General features: G+C 58.9%; 19 protein-coding genes. 12 read left to right on the top strand and 7 right to left on the bottom strand.

What is annotated here, in order from left to right; all coding sequences use genetic code 11:
• The first annotated feature begins 383 nt into the window (after window positions 1-383).
• Window positions 384-1,763 carry an MFS transporter gene (locus TX23_RS26205; RefSeq protein ID WP_057704671.1) on the top strand — a complete coding sequence of 460 codons (1,380 nt, stop codon included), beginning with the start codon at window positions 384-386 and terminating at the stop codon, window positions 1,761-1,763.
• A 58-nt stretch (window positions 1,764-1,821) separates the two neighbouring features.
• On the opposite strand, the gene TX23_RS26200 is transcribed toward TX23_RS26205, so the two are convergent.
• From TX23_RS26200 to flgA, 4 genes are all read right to left on the bottom strand, one after another.
• The gene (locus tag TX23_RS26200; protein WP_057704670.1) at window positions 1,822-2,571 is read right to left on the bottom strand and encodes a flagellar brake protein; all 750 of its coding nucleotides are present in this window, start codon (window positions 2,569-2,571) and stop codon (window positions 1,822-1,824) included.
• Window positions 2,572-2,667: 96 nt separating this feature from the next.
• Window positions 2,668-3,138 (bottom strand): flagella synthesis protein FlgN, encoded by a 471-nt coding sequence (locus TX23_RS26195; RefSeq protein ID WP_057704669.1) that lies wholly within the window; start codon window positions 3,136-3,138, stop codon window positions 2,668-2,670.
• A gap of 48 nt (window positions 3,139-3,186) precedes the next feature.
• Complete coding sequence (flgM, locus tag TX23_RS26190) at window positions 3,187-3,510, bottom strand: flagellar biosynthesis anti-sigma factor FlgM (protein WP_057704673.1); 324 nt, start codon at window positions 3,508-3,510, stop codon at window positions 3,187-3,189.
• A 142-nt stretch (window positions 3,511-3,652) separates the two neighbouring features.
• On the bottom strand, window positions 3,653-4,408 hold the full coding sequence (gene flgA / locus TX23_RS26185; RefSeq protein ID WP_057704668.1) for a flagellar basal body P-ring formation chaperone FlgA: 756 nt from the start codon (window positions 4,406-4,408) through the stop codon (window positions 3,653-3,655).
• Window positions 4,409-4,482: 74 nt separating this feature from the next.
• Here flgA and TX23_RS26180 point away from each other — a divergent pair, with 74 nt between their 5' ends.
• The 6 genes from TX23_RS26180 (at window position 4,483) to flgE (ending at window position 9,538) form a co-directional block, all read left to right on the top strand.
• The gene (locus tag TX23_RS26180) at window positions 4,483-5,415 is read left to right on the top strand and encodes a chemotaxis protein CheV (RefSeq protein WP_057704667.1); all 933 of its coding nucleotides are present in this window, start codon (window positions 4,483-4,485) and stop codon (window positions 5,413-5,415) included.
• 42 nt (window positions 5,416-5,457) lie between these two features.
• Window positions 5,458-6,285: a protein-glutamate O-methyltransferase CheR gene (cheR, locus tag TX23_RS26175; RefSeq protein ID WP_005790588.1), complete on the top strand. Its 828-nt coding sequence runs from the start codon at window positions 5,458-5,460 to the stop codon at window positions 6,283-6,285.
• A 314-nt stretch (window positions 6,286-6,599) separates the two neighbouring features.
• Window positions 6,600-7,007 carry a flagellar basal body rod protein FlgB gene (flgB, locus tag TX23_RS26170; RefSeq protein ID WP_003193573.1) on the top strand — a complete coding sequence of 136 codons (408 nt, stop codon included), beginning with the start codon at window positions 6,600-6,602 and terminating at the stop codon, window positions 7,005-7,007.
• 3 nt (window positions 7,008-7,010) lie between these two features.
• The gene (gene flgC, locus TX23_RS26165) at window positions 7,011-7,454 is read left to right on the top strand and encodes a flagellar basal body rod protein FlgC (protein ID WP_057704666.1); all 444 of its coding nucleotides are present in this window, start codon (window positions 7,011-7,013) and stop codon (window positions 7,452-7,454) included.
• Between the two features lie 16 nt (window positions 7,455-7,470).
• Window positions 7,471-8,190, top strand: coding sequence for a flagellar hook assembly protein FlgD (flgD, locus tag TX23_RS26160; protein WP_057704665.1), 720 nt, complete (start codon window positions 7,471-7,473; stop codon window positions 8,188-8,190).
• A 31-nt stretch (window positions 8,191-8,221) separates the two neighbouring features.
• A complete protein-coding gene (gene flgE / locus TX23_RS26155) occupies window positions 8,222-9,538 on the top strand; it encodes a flagellar hook protein FlgE (protein ID WP_057704664.1) in 1,317 nt (438 codons plus the stop codon).
• A 256-nt stretch (window positions 9,539-9,794) separates the two neighbouring features.
• On the opposite strand, the gene TX23_RS26150 is transcribed toward flgE, so the two are convergent.
• Together TX23_RS26150 and TX23_RS28085 are read right to left on the bottom strand one after the other, a co-directional pair.
• Window positions 9,795-12,689, bottom strand: a complete 2,895-nt coding sequence (locus TX23_RS26150) for a ribonucleoside-diphosphate reductase subunit alpha (RefSeq protein WP_032879843.1) — start codon at window positions 12,687-12,689, stop codon at window positions 9,795-9,797.
• Window positions 12,690-12,811: 122 nt separating this feature from the next.
• A complete protein-coding gene (locus TX23_RS28085; protein ID WP_157243957.1) occupies window positions 12,812-12,955 on the bottom strand; it encodes a hypothetical protein in 144 nt (47 codons plus the stop codon).
• 594 nt (window positions 12,956-13,549) lie between these two features.
• On the opposite strand from TX23_RS28085, the gene TX23_RS26145 reads away from it, so the two are divergent.
• Together TX23_RS26145 and TX23_RS26140 are read left to right on the top strand one after the other, a co-directional pair.
• Window positions 13,550-14,275 carry a response regulator gene (locus TX23_RS26145; protein WP_057704663.1) on the top strand — a complete coding sequence of 242 codons (726 nt, stop codon included), beginning with the start codon at window positions 13,550-13,552 and terminating at the stop codon, window positions 14,273-14,275.
• The gene (locus tag TX23_RS26140; RefSeq protein WP_057704662.1) at window positions 14,272-15,882 is read left to right on the top strand and encodes an ATP-binding protein; all 1,611 of its coding nucleotides are present in this window, start codon (window positions 14,272-14,274) and stop codon (window positions 15,880-15,882) included. The genes TX23_RS26145 and TX23_RS26140 overlap by 4 nt, the downstream gene beginning before the upstream one ends.
• A 104-nt stretch (window positions 15,883-15,986) precedes the next feature.
• Here TX23_RS26140 and TX23_RS26135 read toward each other — a convergent pair whose 3' ends face one another.
• Window positions 15,987-16,703 (bottom strand): 4'-phosphopantetheinyl transferase family protein, encoded by a 717-nt coding sequence (locus TX23_RS26135; protein ID WP_057704661.1) that lies wholly within the window; start codon window positions 16,701-16,703, stop codon window positions 15,987-15,989.
• Between the two features lie 137 nt (window positions 16,704-16,840).
• Between TX23_RS26135 and TX23_RS26130 the strand changes: the two genes are divergently transcribed.
• Genes TX23_RS26130 through TX23_RS26120 form a run of 3 tightly spaced genes read left to right on the top strand, consistent with a single transcriptional unit; the run spans window position 16,841 to window position 19,188 of the window.
• Window positions 16,841-17,149, top strand: a complete 309-nt coding sequence (locus tag TX23_RS26130; RefSeq protein ID WP_057704660.1) for a hypothetical protein — start codon at window positions 16,841-16,843, stop codon at window positions 17,147-17,149.
• An 18-nt stretch (window positions 17,150-17,167) separates the two neighbouring features.
• Window positions 17,168-17,845 (top strand): response regulator, encoded by a 678-nt coding sequence (locus TX23_RS26125; protein ID WP_057704659.1) that lies wholly within the window; start codon window positions 17,168-17,170, stop codon window positions 17,843-17,845.
• On the top strand, window positions 17,842-19,188 hold the full coding sequence (locus TX23_RS26120) for an ATP-binding protein (protein ID WP_057704658.1): 1,347 nt from the start codon (window positions 17,842-17,844) through the stop codon (window positions 19,186-19,188). The genes TX23_RS26125 and TX23_RS26120 overlap by 4 nt, the downstream gene beginning before the upstream one ends.
• The last annotated feature ends 15 nt before the right edge of the window (window positions 19,189-19,203 follow it).

The raw sequence follows: 19,203 nt of genomic DNA, 5'->3' as shown, positions 1-19,203 counted from the left end.
GTGAAACGATGCATCGCCGATGGTAGTGTGGGGTTTCCCCATGTGAGAGTAGGTCATCGTCAAGATTAAATTCCAAAACCCCTGTTTGCTAACGCAAACAGGGGTTTTGTTTTGGGCGGTCGAAAAGTACAGCGCTCTTCAATATCCACAGCTTTTTGCAAAGCCTCAAAGATCAGTCGAACCTTGCAGCGCTTCAGGGTTCACAGCAGGGCGTCATGTATTTATCTCTATTCGTTGTGTACCTGCAGACACAGGTGCGACGTCTGAGCTCATATACAAAATAATCCCCGGAAACAGGCCACACCGCCTGTCCGGACCCGGCCACCCCGGACTATCATGCCGATAGCCCAATCCCTCACCGCAAGGAGCCGCTCGGAACGCCGATGCGCCAGATCTGGAAATCTTTTCGAGCCCTTTATTTCGCCTCTTTGATGATGCTGATTGGCTCCGGCCTGCTCAGTACTTACCTGGCCCTGCGCCTGGCGGCAGACAATGTCGACAGTTTGTGGGTTGGTGCGCTGATGGCTGCCAACTATTTTGGCTTGGTACTGGGCGGCAAGATCGGGCATCGCCTGATCGCACGCGTTGGGCATATTCGTGCCTACGCCACTTGCGCCGGGATCGTCGGCGCGGCAGTGCTGGGTCACGGTTTGGTTGACTGGTTACCCGCCTGGATCGTGTTGCGGATAATCGTTGGCCTGGGAATGATGTGCCAGTACATGGTCATCGAAAGCTGGCTCAATGAGCAAGCAGATGCCAAGCAGCGTGGCGTGGTGTTCAGCGGCTACATGATCGCGTCCTACCTCGGGCTGGTGCTGGGGCAGTTGATCCTGGTAATGCACCCCCATCTTGGGCTTGAACTGCTGATGTTGGTCGCGCTGTGTTTTGCCTTGTGCCTGGTGCCGGTGGCCATGACCCGACGCATTCACCCCGCGCCCCTGCACCCCGCTCCGATGGAGCCCCGCTTCTTTATAAAGCGCGTGCCACAGTCTCTCAGTACAGTGTTGGGTGCGGGGTTGATCGTTGGCTCGTTCTACGGTTTGGCGCCGCTCTACGCGTCTCAGCAGGGGCTGACGACTGAACAAGTCGGCTTGTTCATGGGTAGCTGCATTTTTGCCGGCTTGGTCGTTCAGTGGCCGCTGGGATGGCTATCGGACCGCTATGACCGTGCGCTATTGATTCGCTGCTTTGCGTTGTGCCTGGCAGTAACAGCATTGCCGCTGGCGATCATGACTCAAGTACCGCTGGAAGTGCTGTTTGTGGCGGGCTTCTTTTGTTCGCTGGTGCAGTTCTGCCTTTACCCGTTGGCTGTGGCTTTTTCCAACGATCATGTAGAAGGTGATCGTCGGGTTTCGCTGACGGCCATGTTGCTGGTGACCTACGGTATAGGCGCCAGTATTGGCCCATTGCTGGCGGGTGTGGTGATGAAGCTGTTCGGCAGCCAGATGCTCTACGCGTTTTTCAGTTTGTGCGCGTTGATCCTGGTATGGCGCATCCGTCCCAAAGCCGTGACTAACCTGCACCAGGTCGACGACGCCCCGCTGCATCACGTGGCGATGCCCGACAGCATGTCCAGTTCACCGCTGGTAGCAGCGCTCGACCCACGGGTGGATGAGCAAGTGGTGCAGGAACAGATGCAGGTCACTGTGCCTGATCCCGAGCCCGAGTCAGAACCAGTAGGTGATAAGCCTGCCAATGAAGAGCCGCAGGAACCCACAGACCCGGATGAACATCCCCATGACTTGAGCAGGGCGCGCCCCTGAAATAAAAACGGGCAGTTCCTATCAGGAACTGCCCGTTTTTTATTTCAGCGATCAAACCTTAAAGATCGTCGTCCTTATCGAAGCGCCGAGCCTCGCGCTGTAGCTGGTAGACAAAGCGTTCCACCTGGCGCTGTACCAAACCACTCATGTTGTGAAAACGCACGCCAGCAAAGGTCGTGTTGATCTTGTCTTCGAAGTGCAGGTAACGCAGTTCGACGGAGGTGGTCATGCTGCCAAAGGGCAGGGCGGCGATAAAGCGGTCATAGACCTGGCCCAACTGCAGGCGCTCGGAGATGTCACCCTCAAAGCGTAATTTGCAGCCAGTGGCAGAAATGTCCAGAAGCTTGCCGCTGAGCGGTGCCTTGAGCTTCTCGCCGCCCAGTTCGATATTTACCAATTGCGCAAGTTTCAGCGCAGCGCGAAACGCATTGCGCCGCTGATGGTAAACCACCTCGTCGGGCATGCTGCCGCTATAGATGCGGTGACCATCTTTTTCGCTGACGCTCAGCGTGCCATTGCTTTCCCAGGCAACCCGTACACCCTCGTGGAAGCCTTCGATACGGAAGGGTTCGCCATTCTCAAGGTAGCGCTCACCGTCACGGGGGATCATTTCATCCAGGGCCAGCGTTTTGCTGTCCCGGTCAATATCTACCAAATAGCTCTGGAAGCGCTGGCTGCGTTCGTGGAAAGTGATGATCAGCGGATCATGGCTTTCTTGCAGCATTCGTAATGTGCTGGCGACTTCCAGAGGCGTGGTGAGCACCTTCGGTGGCTGCGGTGCATCTTCCGCATTAAGGGCGTTGAACACGGTTCTTCCATCTCCAGACAAAGTACGACTACACGCAAGAACCGGCATTTTGCCAGTATGTAGCGCTCCTTGGATAGGTCGCGCTGTAAACCGTTGTCAGGCTTGGCTGCGGGTGCCTGGCTTGACCAGGCGAGAGGTAGAGCCTTGGGCGTTGTACAGGGCCGGAGGCTCGCCGCCATGCAGTATGCGCAACTGGTTGGCGGTCGTGGCTTGCTGAAGCTGGATAGATTGACCGTTGAGCAGGTTGGCTTCCTGGCACTGGGCAAGCAACTGATTGAGTTCCTTGCTTTGGGCCAGTAATCGATCGCCGACTGAGGAGTGGCTGGCCAGTTGTGCCAGGCCGTCGTGGTCGGCAGGCAGGCCCAGGCTGATGAGTATCTGGCTGCGCGTCTTGCCGTGTTGTTCGAGCAACACAATCAGCGACTGCTTGCGTGCCAGTATTTCTTCGAGCAAAGGCATGTCCCGGCCGTACAGGGCCAGGGATTCTTCCTTGAGCAGCTCAAGCAACTGGTGCGTCGGCGCCAGATCATCAATGATCAGTTGAAGCAGATGTTCGTCGTGGTGCATGGCTGGCCTTGGGTTTTAAGCGTCCAAAAGCCCAGCGCAGGCTTTTGCCTAGCGCTCGGCTTCGAAGTTAAGCAGCTTGCTGGCTACACGGTTGCTGTCGACTTTGTAGCTACCGTCGGCGATGGCCTGTTTCAACTCGGCCACGCGGGCTTTATTGACAACGGGCTGGTCGCGCAGCGAGTCAGTGACCTTCTGCAATTGTTGAGCCTCATTGCTCAGGTGTACCGATTCCCCGCTTTGGCTGGCGCTGGGCTGCTCTGCCTTGGCGGGCAGCGGCTGGGGCTTGGCTTCTACGCTGTCCTTGGCACCGTTGGTGCGCGTATTGCCCGGCAAGGCCTGGGTGTTATTTAAACGACTGAAATCAATGACCATGGTGAAAAAACCTCTGGGTATTTGGACGCTTGCCATGTTTTCGGCCATACCCGGGCAAACTTTAGGCTCGATTGACAATAAACCTGTACCGCACGACATCCAACGCACAGTGTAGGAAAAGCCGGCCTGTGATTCCAGTAATCTATAAAGCCACTTCGACCTGACCCGGCGCCGTAACTCGCGCCTTGATCACACGATTGGAGTTGAGGTTCTTCACGCGAATCTGTTCGCTCATACCGCCGTTGGACAGTGCCTCGCCTGGCATCCTCACATTCAGCCCGCCACTGCTGGCCGAAATCACCACCTGATCACCCTTGCGAATCACTTCGGCCTGTTCCAGGTGAACCAGGGTAATAACTTGGTCGGTAACCATTGGTCGGGTGAGCCTCTGCCCGATAGCCTGATCCACCGAAGTCAGGTAGCCCTGGTTGATCAGGCTGATGTCGCGCTCGCGCAGGGCCACGTCCTCGTAGCCGATGATGCCGGTGCGTTTCAATGGCCGCGCGACCACTACCACATCGCGGAACAATTTCACCTGAGCCGGCACGAATACCGTCCACGGTGAGGCGCCATCACAGCGAACTTTTACCGTTACGCGCCCGATGGGCTGGGCCGGGCTTTCCAGGGTGGCTGTCAATTCCTTGTCGCACATCGGCATGCGCAAGCGCGGGTCCAACTGGCTGACCTGGATTTCATAACGTCCCGGGGTCTGCGTGGTCGCCAGATAATCTTCTACAGTGAATTCAAGAAAGCCCTGGGTGACGCCGATAAGGAGATCAGGCAGCGTGACATTATCGGCGCGCGCGGTAGCGCCAAGGCTCAAAGCAAGCAGCGCCATCACGGCGCAGAGCAGCCTGCGGTGGCTAGGGCGTCGGGAAACTGTCGTTTTAATATCCATGTTTAATAAATAGCAAAGCTCGTGCCGTTTAGTGTTGGGTACGCGTCGTACCCCCAGGATTTAGGAGTCAGGGCATGGCAGGTGTAATGGATTCAGTAAACCAGCGCACACAGCTGGTAGGGCAGAATCGCCTGGAGTTGTTGCTTTTCCGCCTGGATGGCAAGCAGTTGTACGGCATCAACGTATTTAAAGTGCGGGAAGTGCTGCAATGCCCCAAGCTGACGATCATGCCCAAGTCCAGCCCGGTGGTGTGTGGCGTAGCCAACATCCGAGGCGCGACTATCCCCATTCTTGACCTGGCGATGGCCACGGGCTCGGCGGGTTTGCAAGACCGCGAGAACCCCTTTGTGATCATCACCGAGTACAACACCAAGACCCAGGGTTTCCTGGTGCGCTCGGTGGAGCGGATCGTCAATATGAACTGGGAAGAGATCCATCCGCCGCCCAAGGGCACGGGGCGCGATCACTACCTGACGGCGGTGACACGGGTCGATAACCAGTTGGTTGAAATCATCGACGTGGAGAAAATCCTCGCCGAAGTGGCGCCGACGTCCGAAACCATCTCTGTGGGTGTGGTGGATGCCGAGACTGCGCACAAGGCGGTGTCCCTGCGCGTATTGACCGTGGATGACTCCTCGGTGGCGCGCAAGCAGGTCACACGCTGCCTGCAGACCGTCGGTGTAGACGTGGTGGCCCTCAATGATGGTCGCCAGGCCCTGGATTACCTGCGCAAGCTGGTGGACGAAGGCAAGAAGCCCGAAGAAGAATTCTTGATGATGATCTCTGACATCGAGATGCCGGAAATGGACGGCTACACGCTCACGGCCGAGATACGTAACGATCCACGCATGCAAAAACTGCATATCATCCTGCATACTTCGTTGTCGGGGGTATTCAATCAGGCAATGGTCAAGAAGGTCGGTGCTGATGACTTCCTGGCCAAATTCCGTCCTGATGACCTCGCATCCCGGGTAGTCGACCGGATCAAGGCAGCAGATCACGGCTAGGGGATTTCCCCCGGCGATCACACGATTTAAGAGGCGGCATCATTGTCTACGGGTAATTTGGATTTCGAACAGTTCCGGGTCTTCCTGGAAAAAGCCTGTGGCATATTGCTCGGTGAAAACAAGCAGTACCTGGTATCCAGCCGTCTCAACAAACTGATGGAACAGCAGGGTATCAAGTCCCTGGGTGAGTTGGTCCAGCGGATCCAGGGGCAGCCGCGCAGCGGGCTCAAGGAAATGGTGGTCGATGCGATGACCACCAACGAAACCCTGTGGTTTCGCGATACCTACCCCTTTGAAGTGCTCAAGAACAAAGTGCTGCCGGAAGCCATCAAGGCCAGCCCGGGCCAGCGCCTGCGCATCTGGTCGGCTGCCTGTTCCTCGGGCCAGGAACCCTACTCGATCTCGATGTCCATCGACGAGTTCGAGCGAACCAACATGGGCCAGTTGAAAGCCGGCGCGCAAATTGTCGCGACCGACTTGTCCGGCACCATGCTCACCAACTGCAAGACCGGTGAGTACGACAGCCTGGCCCTGGGCCGCGGTTTGTCCCAGGAGCGCCTGCAGCGTTATTTCGACCCCAAAGGCGCAGGGCGTTGGGCGATCAAGGCACCGATCAAGAATCGCGTCGAGTTTCGCTCGTTCAACCTGCTCGACAGCTACGCCAGCCTGGGCAAGTTCGACATGGTGTTCTGCCGCAACGTGCTGATCTATTTCTCGGCCGAAGTGAAGAAAGACATCCTGTTGCGCATCCACGGCACTCTCAAGCGCGGGGGTTACCTGTTCCTCGGTGCTTCCGAAGCCTTGAACGGTCTGCCGGATCACTACCAGATGGTGCAATGCAGCCCAGGAATCATCTACCAGGCCAAGTAGCTTGGGGTGTATGCAGTAAAACTGTGGGAGCCGGGCTTGCCCGCGATAGCGTTTTGTCAGTCGACGAATAGGTCGGCAGGCACTCCGCCATCGCAGGCAAGCCAGCTCCCACATTTGTTTTCTCGGCAAGCTGGCGTAAAGCGGCAAGTCCCATTGCCGCTTTAATGGCGCTACGCGGAAATCGCTTGCCGCTTTTCTGGCATAGTCACCGGCAACTCCCCTCGAAACCCTTGATATACGGGCTCCCGCAAGACTGGCACGCACCTTGCTATAACCCTGCTAACGAACAGCAGGTCAGCCTAAAGGTTTCCGCCATGAGCATCAGCTTCGATAAAGCGCTCGGTATCCATGAACAAGCCCTGGGCTTTCGCGCCCAGCGTGCCGAAGTCCTGGCCAATAACATTGCCAACGCCGATACCCCGAACTACAAGGCTCGGGACCTGGACTTCTCTGCCGTGCTCGCCGCACAGCAGGACAAGACCAAGAACGGCACCTTCGCCTTGAACATGACCAACAGCCGTCATATCGAAGCGCAAGGTTTGAGCAAGGGTGACGAGTCGTTGCTGTATCGCACGCCGATGCAGCCGTCGATCGACCAGAACACCGTCGATGCGCAGTTGGAGCAATCGAACTACGCCGAGAACTCGGTGAACTTCCAGGCCAGCTTTACCCTGCTCAACAGCAAATTCAAAGGGCTGATGTCAGCCCTGCGTGGAGAATAAGCCATGTCCCTGTCCAGTGTTTTCAATATTGCCGGCAGTGGCATGAGCGCGCAGACCACGCGTTTGAACACCGTCGCCAGTAACATCGCCAACGCCGAGACCGTCTCTTCGAGCATTGACCAGACTTACCGTGCCCGTCACCCGGTGTTCGCCACCATGTTTCAGGGTGGCCAGGCCGGCGGCGGCGATTCGTTGTTCCAGAACCAGGACGCAGCCGGCTCCGGCGTGCAGGTACTGGGTGTGGTCGAAGACCAGAGCAACCTGGAGGCCCGTTACGAGCCCAACCATCCAGCCGCGAACGAAAAGGGTTATGTCTACTACCCCAACGTCAACGTGGTTGAAGAGATGGCAGACATGATCTCCGCCAGTCGCTCGTTCCAGACCAATGCGGAAATGATGAACACCGCCAAGACCATGATGCAGAAGGTCCTGACCCTGGGTCAGTGATAAGGGGCGCCAAATAATGGCCATCGTTGATACGTCAAACAACACGGCAGTCCAGGACCTGTTCAATTCCAAGGTCAAGGACGCTTCGAACAATGTAGCGAATGTTTCCAAAGCGGCCACTGGCAACCAGGCGCTGGGCAAGGACGCATTCCTGCAGTTGCTGGTGACCCAGCTGAAAAACCAGAACCCGCTGTCGCCTCAGGACAACGGCGCGTTCGTGGCCCAACTTGCGCAGTTCAGCAGTCTGGAAGGCATCAACACCCTGAACGACTCGGTGAATAACATCTCCAGCAACTTCAGCTCTTCGCAGGCGTTGCAGGCTTCGTCGCTGGTGGGGCGGTCGATCATTATCCAGACCGACAAAGCCATGGTTGATACCAGCAAGAGCATGAACGGTTCGGTGGAGGTGCCATCGGCGGTGGGTAACGTTTCCATCAAGATCACCGACAAGGACGGCAACGTCGTGCGCACCGTGGATATGGGCGCACAAAGTGCCGGCAGCCAGAGCTTTATCTGGGATGGCAAGAACGACAAGGGTGAGGTTGCCCCAGCCGGCACCTACACCTTCAATGCCTCCACCAAGAACGACAAAGGCGACGCGGTGGCCCTGGCCACCTCGCTGCCGGCCACGGTCACCAGCGTGACCTTGAGCAAGACCGGCGGCGAAATGCTGCTCAACCTTGCAGGCGGCATGGGCAGCGTCAAGCTGTCGCAAATTCAGACTATCGGTACATAGAGCCGGCTAAATACGGCAGAGGGAGAGAAACATGTCTTTTAATATCGGCCTTAGCGGCCTCTATGCGGCCAACAAACAACTGGACGTGACCGGCAACAACATCGCCAACGTCGCGACCACTGGCTTCAAGTCATCCCGTGCGGAGTTCGCTGATATCTACGCAGCCTCCAAGCTGGGTACCGGCCAGAACACCATTGGCAACGGTGTGAACCTGGCGGCAGTGTCCCAGCAGTTCACCCAGGGCGACGTCAACGGTGGCGGCGGGATCCTCGACATGGCGATCCAGGGCGGCGGCTTCTTCGTGCAGAAGGGCAGCGACGGCTCGCTGGAGTACACCCGCAGCGGTGCTTTCCGTGCGGACAAGGACGGCTACATCACCAACAACACCGGCACTTCGCGTCTGCAGGGTTATGCTGCCGATGACAACGGCAAGATCGCCAAGGGTGGCCTGGTCGACCTGCAACTGAACCTGTCGAACCTGCCACCGAAGGCGTCCACCAAGGTGGACTCCTCCAGTAACCTGAACTCCTCGGAGCCGGTGATCGACCAGACCAAGAAGCCGTTCGATCCCACCAAAACCGAGACCTTCACCACCCAGTACAGCACCACGTTGTATGACTCCCAGGGTAACGCCCACCCGATGGTGCAATACCTGGTGAAAACCGATGCCAACCAGTGGCAGTCCTACACCTTGATCGACGGCCGCAACCCTGACGGTTCCGCGCCTACCGGTACCGGTGCTGATGTGAAAGCGCCAGTGCCGTCGACGCTGGCCTTCGATGGTGCCGGTAATCTCAAGAGCATCATGACCGGCGGCGTGGCCGGCACGACCTTGACCATCAAGGATTGGGTACCCGGCACCGTGACTGACGGCGTGTGGAAGGCCAACGATGCTACGGCGAACGCGGATGGCATTGCCATCAACATGGCCAACATTACCCAGTACAACTCGGCCAGCTACCGTAACCCGCCGGTCACCGATGGTTACGCCACCGGCCAGATCACCGGCCTGAAGATTGACGGCAGCGGTGTGCTGTTCGCCACCTTCAGTAACCAGCAGAGCAAGGCCATTGGCCAGATCTCCCTGGCCAGCTTCAACAACGAGCAGGGCCTGCAACCCGCCGGCGGTACGACCTGGAAAGAAACCTTCGCATCGGGCCAGCCGGGTTACGACGCGCCGCAAGCTGGCACACTGGGCTCGATCAAGGCCTCCTCCCTGGAAGCTTCCAACGTCAACCTGACCAACGAGCTGGTGGACCTGATCAAGGCCCAGAGCAACTACCAGGCAAACGCAAAAACCATCTCCACCCAAAGCACCATCATGCAGACCATCATCCAGATGACCTGATAGGTTAGTGCTTCAAAATGTGGGAGGGGGCCTGCCCCCGATAGCGGTGTATCAGTCAAGTATCCATTGACTGACACCACACTATCGGGAGCAAGCCCCCTCCCACATTTGTATCTGCTTCATGCTGCCAATCAGTTATTGATCGAGCAGCAGCGCAACAGGGGCTTTATGCCCGCCCAAGAAAAAGCCCCCGATACACCCTAGGTGTATCGGGGGCTTTTCTGCCTTGGGTGGTTAAACCCAGGGCAGGTTCAGCTTATTGGCAAGCTTCGCAATCCGGCTCGTCAATCGCGCAGGCTTTTGGCACTGGCGCCGGACCGGCCGGGGCAGCGAGAACCGAATCATCACCATGGTTGCCGCTGGAAACAGCGTTCAGCTTACCGGTGTTGATGGTCGACTTCTCGGTGCTGGTCGCGGCCAGGGCACGGAGGTAGTAAGTGGTTTTCAGGCCACGGTACCAAGCCATGCGGTAGGTCACATCCAGCTTCTTGCCCGAAGCGCCGGCGATGTACAGGTTCAGTGACTGAGCCTGGTCGATCCACTTCTGACGACGGCTGGCGGCGTCAACGATCCACTTGGTATCCACTTCGAAGGCTGTCGCGTAGAGCTCTTTGAGTTCTTGCGGGATGCGTTCGATCTGCTGCACGGAACCGTCGTAGTACTTCAGGTCGTTGATCATGACCGAGTCCCACAGGCCGCGAGCTTTCAGGTCGCGAACCAGGTACGGGTTGATCACGGTGAATTCGCCCGACAGGTTCGATTTCACATACAGGTTCTGGTAGGTCGGTTCGATCGACTGCGACACGCCAGTGATGTTGGCGATGGTGGCGGTCGGTGCGATGGCCATGATGTTGGAGTTACGAATACCTTTCTGCACACGGGCACGTACCGGTGCCCAGTCCAGGGTTTCGTTGAGGTCAACGTCGATGTACTTCTGGCCACGGGCTTCGATCAGGATCTGTTGCGAGTCCAGCGGCAGGATGCCTTTGGACCACAGCGAACCCTGGAACGTCTCGTAGGCGCCGCGCTCGTCGGCCAGGTCGCAGGAAGCCTGGATCGCGTAGTAGCTGACCGCTTCCATGGACTTGTCGGCGAACTCGACGGCTGCATCGGAACCGTAAGGAATGTGCTGCAGGTACAAGGCGTCCTGGAAGCCCATGATCCCCAGGCCAACCGGACGGTGCTTGAAGTTGGAGTTCTGCGCCTGTGGCACCGAGTAGTAGTTGATGTCGATCACGTTATCGAGCATGCGTACGGCGGTGTTGACGGTGCGTTCCAGCTTGGCGGTGTCCAGCTTGCCGTTGACGATGTGGTTCGGCAGGTTGATCGAGCCCAGGTTGCAAACGGCGATCTCGTCCTTGTTGGTGTTCAAGGTGATCTCGGTGCACAGGTTCGAGCTGTGGACCACGCCCACGTGCTGCTGCGGGCTGCGCAGGTTGCATGGATCCTTGAAGGTCAACCATGGGTGGCCGGTTTCGAACAGCATGGACAGCATTTTGCGCCACAGGTCTTTGGCCTGGATGGTCTTGAACAGCTTGACCTTGCCCGGGTACTCGGTGAGGGCTTCGTAGTACTCGTAGCGCTCTTCGAAGGCCTTGCCGGTCAGGTCGTGCAGGTCCGGCACTTCGGATGGCGAGAACAGGGTCCACTTGCCGTCATCGAAGACACGCTTCATGAACAGGTCCGGGATCCAGTTGGCGGTGTTCATGTCGTGGGTACGACGACGGTCATCACCGGTGTTCTTGCGCAGCTCGATGAACTCTTCAATGTCCATGTGCCAGGTTTCCAGGTAGGCACATACAGCGCCTTTGCGCTTGCCACCCTGGTTCACGGCGACGGCGGTGTCGTTCACCACTTTCAGGAACGGTACAACGCCCTGGGACTTGCCGTTGGTGCCCTTGATGTACGAACCCAGTGCACGCACCGGGGTCCAGTCGTTGCCCAGGCCGCCGGCGAATTTGGACAACATGGCGTTGTCGTGGATCGCGTGGTAGATGCCCGACAGGTCATCCGGCACGGTGGTCAGGTAGCAGCTCGACAGCTGTGGACGCAGGGTACCTGCGTTGAACAGGGTCGGAGTCGACGACATGTAGTCGAAGGACGACAGCAGGTTGTAGAACTCGATCGCACGGTCTTCCTTGTTCTTCTCTTCGATCGCCAGGCCCATGGCCACGCGCATGAAGAACACTTGCGGCAGTTCGAAGCGGATGCCGTCCTTGTGGATGAAGTAACGGTCGTACAGGGTTTGCAGACCCAGGTAGGTGAACTGCTGGTCGCGCTCGTGGTTGATCGCCTTGCCGAGTTTTTCCAGGTCGAAGGTGGCCAGGATCGGGTTCAGCAATTCGAATTCGATACCCTTGGCGATATAGGCCGGCAGGGCTTTGGCGTACAGGTCAGCCATCTCGTGGTGGGTGGCGCTGTCGGCGACTTTCAGGAAACCCAGGCCTTCGGCTCGCAGGGTGTCCATCAGCAGGCGCGCGGTCACGAACGAGTAGTTCGGCTCGCGTTCAACCAGGGTACGGGCGGTCATCACCAGCGCGGTGTTGACGTCGGTGAGGGCCACGCCGTCGTACAGGTTCTTCAGGGTTTCGCGCTGGATCAGGTCACCATCGACTTCTTCCAGACCTTCGCAGGCCTCGGTGATGATGGTGTTCAGGCGGCCCAGGTCCAACGGGGCAAAGCTGCCGTCAGCCAGGGTGATGCGGATCGACGGGTGCGCTTGTACGGCAGCTTCTTCGGCCGGGGAGCGTACGGCACGCTCCTTGGCGCGCGAATCGCGGTAGATCACGTAGTCGCGGGCCACTTTCTGCTCGCCGGCACGCATCAGGGCCAGTTCAACCTGGTCCTGGATTTCTTCGATATGGATGGTGCCGCCCGAAGGCATGCGACGCTTGAAGGTCGCGGTGACCTGTTCGGTCAGGCGGGCAACGGTGTCGTGGATGCGCGACGAAGCAGCAGCGGTGCCGCCTTCAACTGCAAGAAACGCTTTGGTGATAGCGACGGTGATTTTGTCATCGGTATAAGGAACGACAGTGCCGTTACGCTTGATCACACGCAGTTGGCCAGGTGCAGTGGCGGACAGATCCAGATTCGAATCAGCGGCCTGCGGCACGGAGCCTTGCGGGTTCTCGCGAGTTGTGTCGGTTTGCATGGGGGGTTGTCTCCACATTCTATATTTATTTGGGCACCATCAAGGTGCCCACCGTTCCGTCCTGAAGCACTTACAGCAGGCCTGGGCCTGGCATAACAACTTCGGGACAGGAGGAAGGGAGCTCATCGCGCCGCTTCCATGCCGAAGTCTTTTGGCTCGGGGCCGGGGAGCCCTTCGCCGTATTCCTGGTGGGTGACAGTGGCCTGGTTCAAGCCCTGCAACACCCGTACCGTCTTCTGCCAATCGGGCTGGAAAACGGCTGCCATCCGCGTGCGCGGTTTGGGCTTTGAAAAAATGCTTTGGTTCAACCAAACGTGAGCAAGAAAGCGCTTGAGTTTCTGGTCTGACTTGTGTTTGGTTTTTCGCTTAAAACCCTACATGTAGGGTTTTTTTAGCGCCGAGGTACAAGATAATGCGTTTTCGGGGGGTTAGCAACGCACTACCTGTGGATAACGCTGTGAGTAAAATGTGTATGAATCATGGAACACCCGTGTAGGCCGCATTACTACTGGATCACACCGTTTGTCACCGAATATTCCAAGGTACAAACCGCCGCTTGGAATTTTGAGGGCGCGAACCCTATCACAAAAAAACGCCATCACCGAATGGAATTCCCGGCTTGTGTTTAAGGGTTGGGCCATGGCTACAATCGGCCTTTGTTATGCCCTCAAAACATGACAAACAGGCTATGCCTGCTGAAGATCAATATGTGGGAGCTGGCTTGCCTGCGATGGCGGTGTATCAGCCACCCACAGGCTCGCTGACCTACCGCCATCGCAGGCAAGCCAGCTCCCACACCGACCGTATTTCACATTCGATTGTGTCGGCCAGAAGAAATTCTAATAACAACGAGGTAGGGCATGGAGCAGGAAGCCTGGCAAATACTGATCATCGAGGATGACGAGCGACTCGCCGAGTTAACCCGTGAGTATCTGGAAAGCAACGGCCTGCGCGTTTCGGTGGAAAGCGATGGTGCAAGGGCCGCAGCGCGCATCATTGCCGAACAGCCAGACCTGGTAATCCTCGACCTGATGCTGCCCGGCGAAGATGGCCTGAGCATCTGTCGCAAAGTTCGCGAGCGTTATGAGGGCGTGATCCTGATGCTCACCGCGCGCACCGACGACATGGACCAGGTACAGGGCCTGGACATGGGCGCCGACGACTATGTGTGCAAGCCCGTGCGCCCGCGCCTGTTACTGGCGCGTATTCAGGCCCTATTGCGGCGCAGCGAGCCTGCGTTACCGGCGGCGGGGGAAAGCCAGCGCCGCCTGCAGTTCGGCCCACTGGTGGTGGACAACGCGCTGCGCGAAGCCTGGCTGCACGATGGCGGGATCGAACTGACCAGCGCCGAATTCGACCTGCTGTGGCTATTGGTCGCGAATGCCGGGCGCATCCTGTCCCGGGAAGAAATCTTCATCGCCCTGCGCGGCATTGGCTACGACGGTCAGGACCGCTCCATTGATGTGCGCATCTCGCGCATTCGACCGAAGATCGGCGACGACCCGATCCACCCACGCCTGATCAAGACCATCCGCAGCAAAGGCTACCTGTTCGTCCCCGAAGCCGCTGCCGACATGTCGCTGTGAACTCGATCTTCCTGCGCATCTACGGCGGCATGTGCGCGGCGCTGATCCTGGTGGCGTTGCTCGGCGCCCTGGCGTTGCACCTGCTCAACGACGTGCGCAGCGGCCAATACCGCGAGCGCCTGGCCCACGGCACCTTTGCCCTGATGGGCGATAACCTGCAATCGATGAACACCATCGAGCGGCTGCGTGCATTGGCAGTGTGGGAGCGCTTGCTGGGCATTCCACTGGAGCTGCGCACGTTCACGGAGGCGCAACTGGACCTTGGCCAGCGCAACCGCCTGCAACGCGGCCAGGTGCTGGTGGAACAGACCGGCCCTCATGCGGCGCGGGTACTGCGACTGGTCAGTGAACAGGAACAACTGGTGCTCACCGGTGAAGTACAGCAGATCAGCGAGCAATTGGCCCGTGCGACTATTTACCTGCTGGCCGACGAACTGGTGCGTTTTCCTGTGGCCGAGCAGCCGCAACGCCTGGCCGACATCAAGCAGGCCAAGGGCTTTGGTTTTGAGATGCACTTGGTGGCCCTTGATCAGGCCGACATGGACGACGACCAGCGCCGTCGCGTAGCGGAAGGCGATACGGTGATGGCCCTCGGCAAGGGCGGCGATTCGATCCGCGTATTCGCCGGCATGGTCGGTACGCCGTGGGTGCTGGAAATCGGCCCGCTCTATCAAATGAACCCGTACCCGGCGCAGTGGCTGATTCTGATCACCTTGATCGGCCTGACCCTGATCGGTTTAATCGTCTATTTACTGGTGCGCCAGCTGGAGCGTCGGCTCAAAGGTCTGGAGGCGGCCGCGACGCGTATCGCCAAGGGCAACCTGGAAGTGCGCGTACCGGCCCGGGGTGCCGACTCGGTGGGGCGCCTGGCGGCCGCGTTCAATGGCATGGCCGAACACCTGCAGCAATTGCTGGCGATTCAGCGCGAACTGGTGCGTGCGGTGTCCCACGAACTGCGCACGCCGGTAGCGCGCCTGCGCTTTGGTCTGGAGATGATTGGCGACGCTGCCACTCCCGAGGCACGGCGTAAATACCTGGAAGGCATGGATGGCGATATCCAGGACCTCGATGGCCTGGTGGATGAAATGCTCACCTATGCGCGTCTGGAGCAGGGCGCGCCGGAGTTGAATTTCCAGCGCGTGGATCTCGATGCGCTGCTTGATCAAGTCATCGGCGAATTGTCGCCACTGCGCCCGCAGGTGGCCGTGACTCGCGGTGTTTGCCTGTCATCGGCCCACTGGGAAGACGCGTGGGTCGACGCTGAGCCGCGTTACCTGCACCGCGCCTTGCAAAACCTGGTGAGTAACGCCATGCGCCACGCCAAAGGCCAGGTGCTGATCAGTTACCAGGTTGGACAACTGCGTTGCCGCATCGATGTAGAGGACGATGGTCCCGGCGTGCCGGAGAGCGCCTGGGAGCGAATTTTCACACCGTTCCTGCGCCTGGACGACAGCCGTACCCGCGCCTCGGGTGGTCATGGCCTGGGCCTGTCGATTGTGCGGCGGATCATCTATTGGCATGGCGGGCGGGCGTTGATCAGCAAGAGCAACAATTTGGGCGGGGCGTGCTTCAGCCTCAGTTGGCCCAGAGATCAAGATAAGCCCTGACACCCGGACTGTAGGAGCGAGCTCGCTCGCGAAAAACGTCAACGATAACGCGTGCTTCCTGATTAAACGCGGCGCCGGTGAATTTTTCGCGAGCAAGCTCGCTCCTATCTTGCGATAGCCACCAGGCTCAATAACTGCTCCCCTTGCACCACAAACTGGCCTTCAAGCTCTTTGCCATGGTTCCATTCTTCAGAAAGGTCCGTGAGCAACCGCAGCCGCACATCCCCAGCCTGCGACCACCCCAACACCTCGGCATGTTCAAAGTAAAAACGCTTTTGCACGATGGGGTAGAGCGCCTTGAACAGACTCTCCTTGACCGAAAACGTCAGCGTCACCAACAACCCATGCAGCTCACGCGGTATGGCCACCATGCGCTGCAACTCATCGGCTGTCAGAATTTCCCCGACCAAACGCTCCGCCCGCTCAAGTGTCAGCACATTCTCCAGATCCATGCCCAACCCGCGCCACTGCGCCTTGTGCCCGACAATGGCCGCGGCATGCCCGGTGCTGTGGGTGATGGAACCACTGATATGCCCAGGCCAGACCGGCGCGCGATCTTCACCGATGGCCGGGATGCAGTTGAGGTTATCCAGTCGTTGCAGCGCTTCGCGGGCGCACAGGCGCCCGGCGAGAAACTCCGCCTGGCGCTTGGCAACCGAGCGCTGGATGCTCGCCGGCGGCGGCACGGCGCTGCGTTGGAAATCGCCGGCGTCCAATAAGGCTGGATCGAATCGGGTGCTCAAAAACACCGTGCCGGGTAAGGCAACCGGCAGCGGCCAATGGGCATCCAGCGGGGTGCAGCAAGAGGGTAGGGGCGTCATGCGCGGTATTTTGCCCAGTTGATGGGCCAGTGGATAGTCCGGCGCGGTTCAGGTGTGGTTAAGAGCCTGTTCAGGGGGAGTTCAGGGGCCCCTGCGTACTCTGGACCTCACAGCCAAACGCGTATGAGGTAACTACCATGACTGCGATCAAGAAGCTGATGTTGGCGTTAACCATGCTCGGTGCCACTGCCGGCGTGCAGGCCAGTGATGGCGCCTTTGCGGCATTTGGCGGCGAAAAACCCAGGAAGTCCGGCAACCTGATCCATCGTGTCAGCTTCGAAGACGTCAACACCCAGGCCGCGCCGTGGGGCCAAGCCCTGGGCGTTACCGCTGCGCAAACCGACTATCGCAGCGGCTACACACACCTGACGGGCCAGTACAATGGCATTAAACTGCGCCCGCAAGACTTGCAGGGCCGCTATGATATCCCTCTGTCGGACAGTTGAATTGCCTTGGAGAGCCTTATGAAATTGCTGGTGGTGGAAGATGAGGCGCTGCTGCGTCATCACCTGTTTACCCGCCTGACTGACAGCGGGCATGTGGTCGAAGCCGTGGCCAATGCCGAGGAAGCCCTGTACCAGACCGGCCAGTTCAACCATGACCTGGCGATCGTCGACCTTGGCCTGCCGGGCATGGGCGGCCTGGACCTGATCCGCCAACTGCGTACCCAGGCCAAGACCTTTCCGATCCTGATCCTGACCGCCCGTGGCAACTGGCAGGACAAGGTCGAAGGCTTGGCGGCAGGTGCTGACGACTATGTGGTCAAACCCTTCCAGTTCGAAGAGCTGGAGGCGCGCATGAATGCCTTGCTGCGCCGCTCCAGCGGCTTTACCCAGTCCACCATTACCGCCGGGCCCTTGCTGCTGGACCTTAACCGCAAACAGGCCTCCCTGGATGAACAGCCGCTGGCGTTGACCGCCTATGAGTATCGGATCCTTGAGTACTTGATGCGCCATCATCAACAGGTAGTGGCCAAGGACCGCTTGATGGAGCAGCTCTACCCCGATGACGACGAGCGCGACCCAAACGTGATCGAAGTGCTGGTCGGCCGTCTGCGCCGCAAGCTGGAAGGCCCTGCCGGGTTCAAGCCAATCGATACCGTGCGCGGCTTGGGTTACCTGTTCAATGAGCGCTGCCGTTGATTCGCTCGCTACGTGTGCGCCTGATGCTGGCGGCCGCCACCCTGGCCGTGCTGTTTATGCTCGGCTTGTTGCCGGCCATGCAAGGCGCCTTCAGCCTGGCGTTGCAGGATTCCATCGAGCAGCGTCTGGCGTCGGATGTGACCACCCTGATTTCTGCGGCGCGGGTGGAAAATAACCGCCTGCTGATGCCGGCGCAGTTGCCCGACGAGCGTTTCAACCTTACCGACAGCCGCCTGCTCGGCTATATCTACGACCGCGAAGGCCATCTGGTGTGGCGTTCGCGGGCGACCCAGGAAGAAAACATCAACTACAAACCGCGCTACGACGGGCGCGGTAATGAATTTGCGCGCATCCGCGAGGCCAATGGCCAGGAATTCTTCGTGTATGACGTTGAGGTCAGGCTGCTGGGGGGCAAGAGCGCCGCGTTCAGCATTGTCGCGCTGCAACCAGTGCGTGAGTACCAGCTAACCCTCGAAGGCTTGCGCGAGAACCTCTACCTCGGGTTCGGCGCAGCCCTGCTGGTGCTGTTGACGCTGCTGTGGCTGGGCCTGACCTGGGGCTTGCAAGCCCTGCGGCGCCTGAGTCAGGAACTTGACCAGATCGAAGGCGGTACCCGCGAAAGCCTCAGCGAAGAACACCCCCGCGAACTGTTGCGCCTGACCGGCTCCCTCAACCGTTTGCTGCACAGCGAGCGCGAACAGCGTGCGCGCTACCGTGACTCCCTTGATGACTTGGCCCACAGCTTGAAAACTCCGCTGGCAGTCTTGCAGGGCGTGAGCGAAGACATGGCCCAGCGTCCCGAAGAGCGCAGCCAGGCGTGGGTATTGCAATCGCAGATCGAACGCATGAGCCAGCAGATCGGCTACCAATTGCAGCGTGCCAGCCTGCGTAAAAGCGGGCTGGTGCGCCACCAGGTACGCCTGGAGCCCGTGCTGCAAAGCCTGTGCGATACATTGGAGAAGGTTTACCGCGACAAGCGTGTCACCGTGACCTTTGATCTACCGCCGGCGTGCGACGTGCCCATCGAAAAAGGCGCGCTGCTCGAAATGCTCGGCAACCTGCTGGAAAACGCCTATCGCCTGTGCCTCAAGCAAGTGCGTATCAGCCTGGTGGAAAACCTGGACGGCCTTGAGCTGTGTATCGAAGACGATGGCCCAGGCGTGCCACCGGACCAGCGCGCACGAATCCTGCAACGCGGCGAACGGCTAGATCGCCAGCACCCGGGGCAGGGGATCGGGCTGGCGGTGGTCAAGGACATCATCGAAAGCTATCACGCGCGATTGACGTTGGGGGATTCAGCGTTGGGTGGAGCGGCGTTCAGGATTCACTTTCCTGCCTTGTGATCTGCACTGGCCTCA

It is taken from the genome of Pseudomonas paralactis (genome assembly GCF_001439735.1).
In the GTDB taxonomy this organism is placed as follows: domain Bacteria; phylum Pseudomonadota; class Gammaproteobacteria; order Pseudomonadales; family Pseudomonadaceae; genus Aquipseudomonas; species Aquipseudomonas paralactis.
Note: the sequence above shows the minus strand (reverse complement) of the source record. Positions and strands in the feature narration are given on the sequence as shown.